The sequence below is a fragment of the Parapedobacter luteus genome (assembly GCF_900168055.1).
Classification (GTDB): domain Bacteria; phylum Bacteroidota; class Bacteroidia; order Sphingobacteriales; family Sphingobacteriaceae; genus Parapedobacter; species Parapedobacter luteus.
The window spans coordinates 87,762-102,722 of the sequence record NZ_FUYS01000014.1 but is presented as its reverse complement, the minus strand read 5'-3'; the positions used below and the strand labels follow the sequence as shown (position 1 = coordinate 102,722).

General features: G+C 51.0%; 7 protein-coding genes, 2 tRNA genes and 3 rRNA genes. 9 read left to right on the top strand and 3 right to left on the bottom strand.

Annotated elements, in window-relative coordinates:
- Nucleotides 1-473: 473 nt before the first annotated feature.
- From B5X72_RS19105 to B5X72_RS19060, 9 genes are all read left to right on the top strand, one after another.
- Nucleotides 474-1,995: ribosomal RNA gene (locus B5X72_RS19105) — 16S ribosomal RNA — on the top strand.
- A 124-nt stretch (nt 1,996-2,119) separates the two neighbouring features.
- A tRNA-Ile gene (locus tag B5X72_RS19100) sits at nt 2,120-2,193 on the top strand.
- 7 nt (nt 2,194-2,200) lie between these two features.
- Nucleotides 2,201-2,274: transfer RNA gene (locus tag B5X72_RS19095), tRNA-Ala, on the top strand.
- A gap of 198 nt (nt 2,275-2,472) precedes the next feature.
- Nucleotides 2,473-5,344 (top strand): 23S ribosomal RNA (locus B5X72_RS19085).
- Nucleotides 5,345-5,412: 68 nt separating this feature from the next.
- A 5S ribosomal RNA gene (gene rrf, locus B5X72_RS19080) occupies nt 5,413-5,524 on the top strand.
- Together the 16S, 23S and 5S rRNA genes with 2 tRNA genes alongside form the textbook arrangement of a ribosomal RNA operon.
- 207 nt (nt 5,525-5,731) lie before the next feature.
- On the top strand, nt 5,732-6,502 hold the full coding sequence (locus tag B5X72_RS19075; RefSeq protein ID WP_079718521.1) for a hypothetical protein: 771 nt from the start codon (nt 5,732-5,734) through the stop codon (nt 6,500-6,502).
- A 25-nt stretch (nt 6,503-6,527) separates the two neighbouring features.
- Nucleotides 6,528-7,964 (top strand): phytoene desaturase family protein, encoded by a 1,437-nt coding sequence (locus B5X72_RS19070; RefSeq protein ID WP_079718530.1) that lies wholly within the window; start codon nt 6,528-6,530, stop codon nt 7,962-7,964.
- Between the two features lie 115 nt (nt 7,965-8,079).
- Entirely contained in the window at nt 8,080-9,192 is a 1,113-nt protein-coding gene (locus B5X72_RS19065; RefSeq protein ID WP_245827027.1) for a formylglycine-generating enzyme family protein, read from the top strand.
- Nucleotides 9,193-9,238: 46 nt separating this feature from the next.
- Entirely contained in the window at nt 9,239-10,486 is a 1,248-nt protein-coding gene (locus B5X72_RS19060; RefSeq protein WP_079718519.1) for a YeiH family protein, read from the top strand.
- A 104-nt stretch (nt 10,487-10,590) separates the two neighbouring features.
- Here B5X72_RS19060 and cobA read toward each other — a convergent pair whose 3' ends face one another.
- The 3 genes from cobA to katG all read right to left on the bottom strand — a co-directional run bounded on the left by cobA (nt 10,591) and on the right by katG (nt 14,795).
- Nucleotides 10,591-11,400: a uroporphyrinogen-III C-methyltransferase gene (cobA, locus tag B5X72_RS19055; protein ID WP_079718518.1), complete on the bottom strand. Its 810-nt coding sequence runs from the start codon at nt 11,398-11,400 to the stop codon at nt 10,591-10,593.
- 265 nt (nt 11,401-11,665) lie between these two features.
- Nucleotides 11,666-12,394: a DUF2490 domain-containing protein gene (locus tag B5X72_RS19050; RefSeq protein ID WP_079718517.1), complete on the bottom strand. Its 729-nt coding sequence runs from the start codon at nt 12,392-12,394 to the stop codon at nt 11,666-11,668.
- A gap of 112 nt (nt 12,395-12,506) precedes the next feature.
- Nucleotides 12,507-14,795, bottom strand: a complete 2,289-nt coding sequence (gene katG, locus B5X72_RS19045) for a catalase/peroxidase HPI (protein WP_079718529.1) — start codon at nt 14,793-14,795, stop codon at nt 12,507-12,509.
- Between the last annotated feature and the right edge of the window lie 166 nt (nt 14,796-14,961).

Sequence of the window (14,961 nt, the reverse complement as noted above, 5' to 3'; positions counted from 1 at the left end):
TTCTACTTTTGCAGCCCGCAAACGGGGAAACGGTAAGAAGTTTTGAGTTTGCGGTTGTTTTTTGAACGGTTTGGGTAAGGTTTTGCGGTTGTTTGGGGGCGTTTGGTTTCCGGGCGTTTCGGGGGGTAAAAAAAAAAGTAAAATTTTTTTTGGTGGAATAAAAAAAGCTCCTTACCTTTGCAGTCCCAAACGGAACGGGGGGTTGAAAGACGGTAGGTTCCGGAGCCGGCGCGCGATGTGCCGGCGGCAGAAAAAGAAGCAAAGACGGATGCGGCCTTTCGGGGCTGCGGAAGATAAAAAAGCCGAAGCGTGAGCGGAGGCGCGAGAGTTCTTGAAAGATATTGATATTCATGTAGCGTAACGAGTAGTCTGTCATGGGCGAAAGTTAACAAGACAGACCTAAGTCAATCCAGGTTAATAGACATAATTAAAGATTGATTCCGAGCAATCGGGTCAGATCGGACATCATTTTTACAATGGAGAGTTTGATCCTGGCTCAGGATGAACGCTAGCGGCAGGCCTAATACATGCAAGTCGAACGGGATTCACTCCTTCGGGGGTGATGAGAGTGGCGCACGGGTGCGTAACGCGTGAGCAACCTGCCCGTCCCAGGGGGATAGCCCCTCGAAAGAGGGATTAACACCGCATGACGTTGTTCCATGGCATCGTGGGACAACCAAATATTCATAGGGGACGGATGGGCTCGCGTGGCATTAGCTAGTTGGTAGGGTAACGGCTTACCAAGGCGACGATGCCTAGGGGCTCTGAGAGGAGAATCCCCCACACTGGTACTGAGACACGGACCAGACTCCTACGGGAGGCAGCAGTAAGGAATATTGGTCAATGGAGGCAACTCTGAACCAGCCATGCCGCGTGCAGGAGGACGGCCCTATGGGTTGTAAACTGCTTTTGCACGGGAACAAACCCCGGTACGTGTACCGGGTTGAGTGTACCGTGAGAATAAGGATCGGCTAACTCCGTGCCAGCAGCCGCGGTAATACGGAGGATCCGAGCGTTATCCGGATTTATTGGGTTTAAAGGGTGCGTAGGCGGCGCGCTAAGTCAGTGGTGAAAGACGGTGGCTCAACCATCGCAGTGCCGTTGATACTGGCGCGCTTGAATGCGGATGAGGTAGGCGGAATGTGGCAAGTAGCGGTGAAATGCATAGATATGCCACAGAACACCGATTGCGAAGGCAGCTTACCAAGGCGTAATTGACGCTGATGCACGAAAGCGTGGGGATCGAACAGGATTAGATACCCTGGTAGTCCACGCCCTAAACGATGATGACTCGATGTTAGCGATATACGGTTAGCGTCCAAGCGAAAGCGTTAAGTCATCCACCTGGGGAGTACGCCCGCAAGGGTGAAACTCAAAGGAATTGACGGGGGCCCGCACAAGCGGAGGAGCATGTGGTTTAATTCGATGATACGCGAGGAACCTTACCCGGGCTTGAAAGTTAGTGAAGCACCCAGAGATGGGTGCGTCCTTCGGGACACGAAACTAGGTGCTGCATGGCTGTCGTCAGCTCGTGCCGTGAGGTGTTGGGTTAAGTCCCGCAACGAGCGCAACCCCTATGGATAGTTGCCAGCATTTAAAGGTGGGGACTCTATCCAGACTGCCTGCGCAAGCAGTGAGGAAGGCGGGGACGACGTCAAGTCATCATGGCCCTTACGTCCGGGGCTACACACGTGCTACAATGGTCGGTACAGCGGGCAGCCACCTGGCAACAGGGCGCCAATCCCGCAAAGCCGGTCACAGTTCGGATCGGGGCCTGCAACTCGGCCCCGTGAAGTTGGATTCGCTAGTAATCGCGTATCAGCAATGACGCGGTGAATACGTTCCCGGGCCTTGTACACACCGCCCGTCAAGCCATGAAAGCCGGGGGTGCCTGAAGCATGTGACCGCAAGGAGCGTGTCAGGGCAAAACTGGTAATTGGGGCTAAGTCGTAACAAGGTAGCCGTACCGGAAGGTGCGGCTGGAATACCTCCTTTCTAGGGTACCGGATTGGTACTCGTTGCGCCATGGATTATCAATTGAAAAGAGAGAAGAAGATATCAGGAAAATAGAGGACACCGTTCCCTTACACGGTGTGTCCTGAGAGGCGAGAATAAAGCTAGTCCCGTAGCTCAGTTGGTTAGAGCACTACACTGATAATGTAGGGGTCAGCAGTTCAAGTCTGCTCGGGACTACGGGTACGGGGAATTAGCTCAGCTGGCTAGAGCACCTGCCTTGCACGCAGGGGGTCAACGGTTCGAATCCGTTATTCTCCACGCGTTTAGGATGAGGGGTTTCAGGAAGGGGAAAAAGGACGTTGTCCTTGCGCCTTATTCCGGGGTCCCTGCTCCCGAACAGAAGTTCTTTGACATATTGGAAGAAAACAAGAAGAGAAGAGAGAAGGCAACAGTAGGGCCGGCATGGCGACATGCGGTCCGAAGCAGGCCCGCGGTTGGCAAAAGGGCCGCGGGTTGAAGAAAGTAAAGAAGGGCACACGGGGGATGCCTAGGCTCCCAGAGGCGAAGAAGGACGCGACAAGCTGCGATAAGCGCCGGGGATCGGCAAATGCGAATTGATCCGGCGGTTTCCGAATGGGGTAACCTGATGTACTGAAGGTACATCGTATAATACGCGAACGCGCTGAACTGAAACATCTAAGTAGGCGTAGGAGGAGAAAACAACAGTGATTCCGCAAGTAGTGGCGAGCGAACGCGGATTAGCCCAAACCGGATATGTTACGGCATATGCGGGGTTGTAGGACCACGAAGTGGCATGCATGCGTGAAGTGGAAACCGGAAGGGAAGCCGGTACCGGAGAGGGTGACAGTCCCGTACACGTAAGCAAGTGCAGCCTAGTGGTATCCTGAGTACCGCGGGGTCGGAGACGCCCTGTGGGAATCCGGCGGCACCATCCGCCAAGGCTAAATACTCCTGGGAGACCGATAGTGGACCAGTACCGTGAGGGAAAGGTGAAAAGAACCCCGAACAGGGGAGTGAAAAAGAACCTGAAACCGTGTGCCTACAAGCGGTCGGAGCCTTTAGGGGTGACGGCGTGCCTTTTGCATAATGAGCCTACGAGTTACACTTCACCGGCAAGGTTAACCCATTCAGTGGGGCAGCCGAAGCGAAAGCGAGTCTGAACAGGGCGTGCAGTCGGTGGAGGTAGACGCGAAACCTTGTGATCTACCCTTGGTCAGGCTGAAGGTGCCGTAACAGGTACTGGAGGGCCGAACCGATAAGCGTTGAAAAGCTTCCGGATGAACTGAGGGTAGGGGTGAAAGGCCAATCAAACTGGGAAATAGCTCGTACTCCCCGAAATGTTTTTAGGAACAGCGTTGCGGAGAGTCCTGCGGAGGTAGAGCTACCGATTGGGTGCGGGGGAGTCACATCCTACCAAATCCAGACGAACTCCGAATGCCGCAGGATATACGCAGCAGTGAGGCTTTGGGTGCTAAGGTCCAAGGCCGAGAGGGAAAGAACCCAGACCATCAGCTAAGGTCCCCAAATACACGCTAAGTTGGACTAACGAGGTCCGGCTGCTTAGACAGCTAGGATGTTGGCTTGGAAGCAGCCATTCATTTAAAGAGTGCGTAACAGCTCACTAGTCGAGCGGCCGGGCGTGGATAATGAACGGGCATCAAGTGTGTTACCGAAGCTATGGGATATTTAATATCGGTAGGGGAGCATTCCGGCGGGGGCGAATCCGGTCCGTAAGGGCCGGTGGACTTTCCGGAAAAGCAAATGTAGGCATAAGTAACGATAAGGCGGGTGAGAAACCCGCCCACCGAAAGACCAAGGTTTCCTGATCAACGCTAATCGGATCAGGGTCAGTCGGGGCCTAAGGATAAGCCGAATGGCGAATCCGATGGACAACGGGTTAATATTCCCGTACTTTTGGATGCTGCGATGCGGGGACGGAGAAGTGACACCACCGCGCACTGACGGAATAGTGCGTTGAAGGGCGTAGGTATATCCGGGACAGGGAAGTCCGTTCCGGATGCTGAAACCCGATAGTACGGCAAACCTTCGGGGGCGCCGATAGCGTGGGTAATCAAGCTTCCGAGAAAAACCGCTAAGCTTCAGGCATTCAAAACCCGTACCGTAAACCGACACAGGTGGTTGGGGTGAGAATCCTAAGGTGCTCGAGTGAATCATGGCTAAGGAACTCGGCAAAATGGCCCTGTAACTTCGGGAGAAGGGGCGCTGGCGTAAGTCAGCCGCAGTGAAAAGGCCCAGGCGACTGTTTAACAAAAACACATGGCTTTGCGAAATCGAAAGATGAAGTATAAGGCCTGACACCTGCCCGGTGCTGGAAGGTTAAGGGGGGATGTTAGTCAGCAATGGCGAAGCATTGAACCGAAGCCCCAGTAAACGGCGGCCGTAACTATAACGGTCCTAAGGTAGCGAAATTCCTTGTCGGGTAAGTTCCGACCTGCACGAATGGTGTAACGATCTGGGCGCTGTCTCAGCCATGAGCTCGGTGAAATTGTGGTATCGGTGAAGACGCCGGTTACCCGCAACGGGACGGAAAGACCCCATGAACCTTCACTACAGCTTAACATTGGGACTGGGTGCGTGATGTGTAGGATAGGCGGGAGGCTATGAATCGGGTTCGCCAGGACTCGTGGAGCCGTCCTTGAAATACCGCCCTTTGCGTATCCGGTTCCTAACCCTGCGTAGCGGGGGACATTGTTTGGTGGGTAGTTTGACTGGGGTGGTCGCCTCCAAAAAGGTAACGGAGGCTTTCAAAGGTAAGCTCAGTACGCTTGGTAACCGTACGCGGAGTGCAATGGCATAAGCTTGCTTGACTGTGAGGCATACAGGCCGAACAGGGCCGAAAGGCGGACATAGTGATCCGGTGGTTCTGCATGGAAGGGCCATCGCTCAAAGGATAAAAGGTACTCTGGGGATAACAGGCTGATCTCCCCCAAGAGCTCATATCGACGGGGAGGTTTGGCACCTCGATGTCGGCTCGTCACATCCTGGGGCTGGAGAAGGTCCCAAGGGTTCGGCTGTTCGCCGATTAAAGTGGCACGCGAGCTGGGTTCAGAACGTCGCGAGACAGTTCGGTCCCTATCTGTTGCGGGCGTTGGAATATTGAGTGGGGCTGGCCTTAGTACGAGAGGACCGGGCTGGACCGACCGCTGGTGAACCAGTTATGCCGCCAGGTGTACGGCTGGGTAGCTATGTCGGGTTAGGATAAGCGCTGAAAGCATCTAAGTGCGAAACCGGCCACGAGATTAGTATTCCATTGAGGGTCCCCGTAGACTACGGGGTTGATAGGCCGCAGGTATAGAGGTGGCGACACCACAGCTGAGCGGTACTAATAGCCCGAAAGCTTTCTCGCGCAGAGATGCTGTTGCCTTGCTCGGATTCTCGTTCATGTTTTCTTCCGATGATATGTCATAAAGGTATTCAGGTGCCTATATCGGCGGTGTCCACCTCTTCCCATCCCGAACAGAGCAGTTAAGCCCGCCAGAGCCGATGGTATTGCCGTAACAGGCGTGAGAGTAGGTCGGTGCCGGATTTTATTTGGAAGCCCCGCGTGCAACTGCACACGGGGCTTTCTTTTTGGACAATGGTTTCGTTTTTTTCCTTCGCTTCACACCTCAACTTCGCTTATCCTCACAGCTTATAGAAAATGCATTAGGTGATTTCGCAGAATCGTCGTCTTGAAATGGGCGCAATTCTTATATTTGTGTGTCGGCGGACGACGAACATAAAGAAAACACGGATGAGCGTATTTAAAGCAATAATTTTGGTAATCCTGTCTTTTGCGGTGCAGCTTTCCTTTTCGCAGACGACCAAGATGATTGTCCGGGCCAAAGCCAAAGATGCGAAGTTTATTGGTACGGGCATTGGTGGTGCTTATGTGATCGTTAGAAACAACACTACTGGTGAAATCTTAGCCCAAGGATACACAACCGGGACCTCCGGTGATACGGAGGTCATTATGAACACACCTATTGCCAGAAAAACCCGGCTTGCGGATGACAATACTGCTAAATTCGAAGCTCAACTGGACATCCGTGAACCTGTTTTCGTTGACGTCGAGGTCATCGCCCCGTTTAACAGAAAAGCAGCATCCGTAAAAGCGACTACCCAGTTATGGGTTATTCCTGGAAAGGATATTCTCGGCGATGGGATCATACTGGATATCCCGGGGTATATTTTGGATATAAAATATCCGTCTACACACGAAGTAATCGCGGCGGAGTCACTGACTCATGGAAGTTTGAGAGCCAGGGTGTACTTGGTAATGATGTGTGGATGTGTCATCAATAAAGGAGGAATATGGGATGCAGAAGATATCGAAGTATGGGGTGTTTTGCGGCGGGATGGACAGATTCTTTCGGAGTTTCCGCTTGAAATAACGGATGATGACAATGTCTTTGAAGGAGCGTTACCATTGGAAGACAAAGGGAGTTTTGAGCTTTTGGTATATGCCTTTGACGGAAAGACAGGTAATTCGGGTGTGGATAAGGTTAGTTTCGTGATAAATTGAGTTTGACGGAAAAAGGTTGAATGGATTGAGACATAGCGCAGATTATGATGCAATTGTAATAGGTTCAGGGCCTAATGGGCTTGCGGCGGCTATCACACTGCAGAAGAGTGGGCTGTCAGTACTATTGGTTGAAGGTGCGGCGACGCTGGGTGGAGGTCTCCGTACGTCCGAATTGACGTTGCCGGGCTATTATCATGATGTCTGTTCTGCCGTACACCCTATGGCTGCGGGATCGTCTTTTTTCAAAACTCTTCCTCTCGGTGCGCACGGTTTGGAATATATACACCCCCCCATACTTGCAGGCCATCCTTTTGACGACGGAACGGCGGCGGTGCTAAAAACGTCATTGGCCGAGACCGCTAATTTATTGGGGCGAGATGAGCGGCAATACCGTCGGTTTTACGAACCGTTATTGCGGCTATGGCCAAGTATTGTAGATGACGTCTTGGGACCGTTGCGAGCGCCCAAGGGGGCGATTGGTTTGGCTCGGTTTGGCGCGAAGGCGATGCCATCAGCGCGTTATATCGCTCGCATATTCCACACAGCGGCAGCCAAGGGTTTGTGGGCGGGTATGGCTGCACATTCGCTCCAGCCATTGTCGCGCCTGACAACATCAGCTATCGGTGTGGTGCTTACCGTCAATGGGCACCTGACCGGCTGGCCGATTGCTAAAGGCGGCTCCCAACGCATTGCAGAAGCGTTGGCATCTTATTTCCGGTCTTTAGGCGGGCAAATTGAAACGAGTTTTTACGTGACTTCTTTGTCTCAGCTGCCATCGGCAAAGGCAATCTTATTTGATGTGACACCGAAGCAGCTGCTGACTATTGCCGGGCATCGGTTTTCGTCGCTTTACCGGTGGCAGCTCAATCGCTACCGGTACGGCGTGGGGGTATTTAAAGTAGACTGGGCGCTTGATGCCCCCATACCGTTTACAGCGGCGGAATGTAGGGAGTCCGGTACAGTGCACTTGGGCGGAACGTTTGATGAAATTGCCTACGGCGAACAGGCGGTTTGGCGGGGCAAGCATCCAGACAAGCCTTTTGTATTGCTTGCGCAGCAAAGTATGTTTGATCATACCCGTGCTCCGGACGGCAAACATACGGCATGGGCATATTGCCATGTGCCCAATGGTTCTACCGTGAATATGACCGAAACAATTGAACGGCAGATAGAGCGGTTTGCACCGGGTTTCCGCGACCGTATATTGGCGAGACATACGTTCAATAGTGTGGAGCTGGAAACGTATAACCCAAATTATATCGGCGGCGATATAAACGGGGGGGCTATTGATTTGGGACAGTTGTTTACACGTCCGGCACTCCGGTATTCGCCGTACCGTACGTCAACCAAAGGGCTCTATATATGCTCTTCTTCCACACCGCCAGGCGGTGGCGTGCACGGAATGTGTGGCCACCATGCTGCCAGGCAGGCCTTGAAAGATGTATTTGGTTTGGTTGTATGAAGGACAATAGCTATGTCTTGCAATGAAGGGCCGCGGTGGCGAATGCGACCTTAAGGAAAATTGATTGGTGAAATGCGATGGTAGCAGATTACGAAGTATATAGTAAGGAAACAAGATGATGAGTAGCTCCGAGCGAATTGGTTTGTTTTTGATTTTACCGCTGTTTGCGCTTGCTTGCTATAGGCAGACAGGCCAAAACGCACGGGAGGGTGAACAACTATTGCATGCAGATAGTGTTGCGACTTGTGTATCGCATGGCGTTCCATCCCGTGCGGCTGCAATTGGGGAATCCAAAGCGAGGCCTCACCTTCCCGGTGGCGATGATGCTCGAATGGTGTACATTCAAGGGGGGAAATTCCGCATGGGATCAGCAAAGTTTGCGGATGCCAGTCCGGTACATGAGGTGACGGTTGACGGCTTTTGGATGGACGAACATGAAGTAACCAATGCTCAGTTTGCCCGCTTTGTAGCGGCCACGGGTTATCAGACAGTAGCCGAACGGCCATTGAACCCAAAGGATTTTCCTGACGTGCCACTTGATGTCTTGCAGCCAGGGTCTGCCGTATTTACGCCGCCTGCCCGGCCGGTGGACTTGCGCAGCCACCTTCAATGGTGGAAGTACGTAGTAGGTGCTAGTTGGCGGCAACCCGAAGGGCCGGGAAGCAGCATTAAGGGACGTGAAAACGAGCCGGTCGTTCACATTGCTTATGAAGACGCCGAAGCTTTTGCCGCATGGGCGGGCAAGCGGCTCCCTACAGAAGCCGAATGGGAATACGCCGCACGCGGAGGAAAGCCCAATACCGTGTACTATTGGGGCGATGAATTGAAGCCCGGTGGGAAATGGCTAGCCAATGTATATCAGGGGGATTTTCCTGTACGGGATGCAGCCGAGGATGGCTATGAAGGCGTAGCACCTGTGAAATCATTTGAACCGAATGCCTTTGGCCTGTACGATATGGACGGCAACGTTTGGGAATGGTGTTCTGACTATTATCGGCCGGACTATTATGAGCGTAGTCCCACGGTAAATCCCAAAGGTCCTGTAGATAGCTACGACCCCATAGAGCCTGGTGTGGTGAAACGTGTACAGCGGGGTGGCTCTTTCCTTTGCAACGAACAGTATTGCGAACGGTATATTGCCGGCAGCCGGGGGAAGGGCGAAGTAAGTAGTGGAAGCAATAACCTCGGTTTCAGGTGCGTGAGTGACGAGCCTCCTCCGCAAAATTAGACGCGGTCTCATCATCGCCAATATGATAACCATTTAAGAAAGAAGCATGTCATCAGCTAAGCTACGCCTCACAGAAGATTGGGCTGTCGTTGTTTTAGGGTTTACCATCATTTTTTTAGCAACATTGGGAATGCACATTCCTATTCCGGATTATAAATGGAATAATTTCGGGGCACTGCAATCTTTGTATACCGCTACCAACGGCATGAGCGTTTTGTACCAATTTGTTTTTGCTTATATGATTGTCGTTGTAGGAGCCATTATTACCGGTAAATCTGTCAAACACCAGTTATTAGGCTTTCCCATCGTATTTGCCCTCACCATCCTCGCTCTTTTGCTGGCGGGTAATGCGGTTTTAAGTGATTTGGGCTTAGAGGCGGTGATCTTCAGCTTAGTGATTGGATTGATTATTGGAAATCTGTTTAAATTGCCACAATGGTTCAAGGACTCACTTAATGCCGAGCTGTTGGTAAAAATCGGATTGGTACTGCTGGGAACCAGTGTCATTTTCTCTGACATCCTGAAAGCGGGTTCTTTAGGACTGGTGCAATCGCTTATTGTGGTTTTATCGGTTTGGTACTTTGCTTTTTGGCTATGCCGCAAATTGAAAGTGGATGAAGAACTTACAATGATGATATCCAGTGCAGTATCGATATGTGGCGTTTCGGCAGCCATTGCGACTTCGGGAGCCATCAAAGGGGACTCGAAGAAGCTGTCTTATGTTGTGTCTATGGTATTGATTACGGCGATACCGATGATGATAGGGATGCCCTACCTTGCCCGGTTCTTTGGTTTTTCAGCGGAGATGACAGGGGCGTGGTTGGGTGGAAGCATCGACACCACCGGTGCTGTAGTCGCTTCTGGCAGCTTGGTTGGAGAGCGGGCGCTGGAAATCAGCACTATTGTGAAATTTTCGCAGAATGTGCTGCTCGGTGTTGCTGCGTTGGCCATTTCGATATACTGGACCTATCGGGGAACACCAAAGGGCGAGCACGTGGAGAAACCGGGGCTCAGTGTCATTTGGGAACGTTTTCCCAAATTTGTCCTTGGCTTTCTGGCCGCATCGCTGTTGTTTTCGTTTGTATTTGAGCCCGCGACGGTAAACGGTGTCAAGGCAGGGATAAAAAATATTCAGGGATTATGGTTTGCATTGGCATTTACCAGCATCGGATTGGAAACCAACGTTAAAGATCTATTGGCTGGGAATAACGCTAAACCATTTTGGGCATTTCTAATAGCGCAATCGTTCAATGTGCTGGTCACGTTGGTCGTTGCTTGGTGGTTGTTTGGCTAACTGGAAGACGTTTCTGATGAAAAGTAAGGGCGCCTGTTGGGCAGGCGCTCCTTGCTTACTAACCCAATTGTAAACTAATATGAAGAGTGAGAAAATTTGAATGATTACTGTTGATCATGGTATTCTTGTAGCGCGAAAAATTGGTTGATGTGCTGGAAGCCGTGGTGTAGCGCTACTGTAGCCCCGAAGATTAATAGTACCGGCCCCGTATTATCGATGCCCTGTTCCTCGGCTACTTCCACAATCGTATTGACTAATCCGATGGCCGTTTTTTCATTGCTCATCGATCCGTTTTGAATGACCGCTGCGGGCAACCTCCCTTTGCCGGCTTTTTGGTAATAGGCCACAATTTGGGGCAGCCTTTCGAAGCCAAGCAATACAACAACCGTAGCGCTACTCCGGACAGCATCCTGCAATTCAGGCGATAGGTTGCCTTCGCTATCCGTGCCGGAAAGTATCCATAGACTTTCGCTCAATCCGCGATGCGTGACCGGAATGCCTTGTAATCCAGGTACGGATATGGCGCTGGAAATGCCAGGAACGATAGCCGTTTCAATGCTGTATGATGCGGCATAATCCAGTTCCTCGTAGCCGCGACCAAACACGAACAAGTCCCCGCCTTTAAGTCGAACGACATGCCCAAAATTCAGTGCATAGTCTACCATTAGTTGGTTGACGACATCCTGTGAAAAGTTTTCATCGCCCGAAGGGTTACCCACATAGACCTTGATGGTCTCTTGGGGTGCGTAATCCAATAACCGCTCGTCTACTAATGCGTCATATAGGATGACATTTGCGTGCTTGAGAGCCTTAATACCCTTTATGCTGATAAGATCCGGATCGCCAGGCCCAGCTCCTACTATCGTAATTTTCGGATCGACATACTGTTTCGCTACTGATGCTTCTGTTGCCATCTTCTTTATTTTAAATGTTATCAAAAAGCCTCTTCGATGTGTTTGTCGAAGAGGCTTGTGTATGTTTACAATCGTCAGAGAGTCCTTCAACTGTGTCTAAAACACACCGCCATGGTACACATCTTCTGGGTATGGCCGAAGTGGCTCTGATAGTGATTGATTCTTTGCATGGTACAAATATACATAATATCTATTAATTTGGTAGATATTAATAATTGTTTTTGCTTGTATATTTTTAATTAGTTGATTTACAGTGTTATTATTGTTATAATCGCGTGTATAGCGCAACTTGAAAGATATGGGTCATGGTATCCGGTGTTGAATCCCTCAGTAAAAATTGATTCATATAACCCGTCTCTAAGTCATATTTTTCGGAAAATCGAAAGCCGAGCGATGTATAAGCACGGTTTTGGTCGAATAGCCTGTTGTTGACCGCTTTGTTATTGTGGATATTAAAAAAGAGTTCGTTTTGAAGAGATATGAATAACCCGCGATGGAATGGTTCCTGCAGGGGCTGGTTTACGGGGACGACGCTCCGAAAGAAATACCTTGCACGTTGGGCAAAAGCGGTTTCATCCGGACGCCGCAGGAAACGTTGTTCAAACCTGAATCGGTGCTGTATGGGGATATCCAGTACTTTGCCGTTTATAATGTACTGCTGCCATATGCGGTGCTCTGTAATCCGGCGGCCATTTGCCGGCAATTCATTCGTGACGAATGTAGTGGCGTAACCCAGCGAGGCCGTTTGCCGGTTGTTGACGTAGTAGTTGACACCAGGCCTAATCAGTAAGAGGGAGTTGGTTGTCCAGTCTCGCCCTCCACGAAACTGGATGTCATTGTTCATTCCCCATTTGTCGTTAAATCGGACATTGTTGAACCAAGCGGTCCAACTGCCAAACACATGGTCTTGTGCGATGGATAATTGAGGGAGAAGTAGCATAACGGTGAGCACTGTCATGAAGAGGCTCACATAACCTAGTTGTAACTGTATCATTTTAGTATCGGATTGAAAGTTTACGGGGCTTAATATACAAAAAAAGAGACCATTTTGGACGGCCTCTTTTTTTTAACAACTGTGTTGTAGCGCGTTAGAATTGCCAATGCAATCACAAATCAAAGCGGTCAAGGTTCATGACCTTGTTCCATGCTGCCACAAAATCCGTGACAAATTTCTCGTTGGCGTCCGCGCTTCCGTAGACCTCTGCCAGTGCTCTTAGCTCAGAGTTGGAACCAAAGATCAGATCTGCCCGGGTTGCGGTCCATTTTAATTCTCCGGTTGAACGATCGTGGCCCTCGAATACTTCTTTCGACTCGGAAGTCGCTTTCCAGACCGTGTTCATATCAAGAAGATTTACGAAGAAATCGTTAGTGAGTGCTTCTGGACGGTGAGTGAACACACCGTGTTGAGAGCCATCAAAGTTGGTGTTCAGCACGCGCATCCCTCCTACCAGCACCGTCATTTCGGGAGCGGTCAGTGTTAACAACTGTGCCTTATCGATTAGTAGCTGCTCAGTAGATACGGTGTATCTGGTTTTTAAGTAATTACGAAAGCCATCAGCGGCAGGCTCCAACACGGCGAATGACTCCACGTCCGTTTGATCTTGTGAGGCATCCATGCGACCCGGGGTGAACGGGACGATGATATCATACCCCGCATCTTTCGCCGCTTTTTCTACACCGGCACAGCCGGCCAGTACAATAAGGTCTGCAATAGAAACCCTTTTGCCGTTTGATTGTCTGCTGTTGAAGGCTGTCTGGATGCTCTCAAGTGCACTCAAAACCTCCGCTAATTGGGCAGGATTGTTGACCGTCCAGTTCTTTTGGGGTTCAAGGCGAATGCGAGCGCCGTTGGCGCCGCCGCGCTTGTCGGAACCACGGAACGTAGAGGCCGATGCCCATGCCGTGGCTACCAGTTGGGATATTGGTAATCCCGATTCCAAGATGTTGGCTTTCAGAGTGGCGATGTCTTTGTCATCAATCAATTCATGGTTTACTGCTGGAATCGGGTCTTGCCAAATCAGCTCTTCCTCCGGTACTTCGGGTCCGAGATAACGTGCACGCGGTCCCATGTCGCGGTGTGTCAACTTAAACCATGCGCGGGCAAAGGCGTCAGCGAATGCATCCGGATTTTCAAGGAAATGCCGTGAAATTTTTTCGTAGACTGGGTCAAACCTCAAAGCGAGATCCGTGGTAAGCATCGTCGGCAAACGTTTTTTCAATGGGTCGTGGGCATCAGGAATAATCGCATTAGCGCCCTTAGCCACCCACTGGTGTGCACCGGCTGGGCTCTTCGTCAGCTCCCATTCGTAACCAAACAGGTTCCAAAAGAAGTTGTTGCTCCACTTTGTCGGCGTAGTTGTCCATGTTACTTCCAAGCCGCTGGTAATGGTGTCAGCACCTGCGCCCGTGCCATAGGCATTTTTCCAGCCGAGACCTTGCTCCTCGATGTCGGCTGCTTCCGGATCGGGGCCTACCAGCGCTGCATCACCGGCCCCATGGGTCTTTCCGAAGGAGTGGCCGCCCGCAATCAGGGCGACTGTTTCTTCGTCATTCATAGCCATGCGTTTGAAGGTTTCGCGGATGTCACGGGCGGCGGCAATTGGGTCCGGATTGCCATCAGGACCTTCCGGATTGACATAAATAAGTCCCATTTGTACGGCCGCTAGCGGGTTTTCCAGGTTTCGCGAATGTATATCGCCGTCCGCCGAATCGTCCGAAACAAGCACACCTCCTTCTTTCTCAACACCTTCGGAACCATGGGCGTAGCGTTTGTCTCCGCCTAGCCATGTGGTCTCCGAACCCCAGTAAACGTCCTCGTCAGGTTCCCAGGTATCCTCGCGGCCGCCAGCAAAGCCAAAGGTCTTAAAGCCCATTGATTCAAGGGCCACATTACCTGCGAGAATTAGCAGATCGGCCCAAGAGATCTGTTGTCCATACTTCTGTTTGATTGGCCACAGTAGTCTGCGCGCCTTATCAAGGCTAACATTATCGGGCCAGCTATTAAGCGGCGCAAATCGCTGCTGGCCACGGCCAGCTCCTCCGCGACCGTCGCCTGTTCGATAGGTGCCGGCACTATGCCAAGCCATACGGATGAATAGGGGGCCATAGTGGCCAAAATCCGCAGGCCACCAGTCCTGTGAGTCTGTCATCAGGCTATGTAGATCCTGTTTTACAGCATGCAGGTCGAGGCTCTTGAAGGCTTCAGCGTAATTAAAGTCTTTGTCCAGCGGATTGGATAGCGTGGAGTGCTGGCGCAGGATATTTAATTTGAGCTGGTTTGGCCACCAGTCGCGGTTTTTCGTTCCTTCGCCGCCTACGTTATGCTTTTGAGGTGTTGCTTGAAGGGACGCTCCTGAAAACGGGCATTTGCCTGAGTTGTTGGGGTTGTTGTCCATGATGTTATGATTTATAGTGTTTAATTCATTGATGATGCTACCAAATGTACATGGAAACAACCAATAATTTAAATCACTTATAACGATAGGTTATAACTAAAATTTATAATAGGTTATTTGTGTTATAAATCAATCGCCGCGCATTTAAACTGGTTAGTTGGGCTGT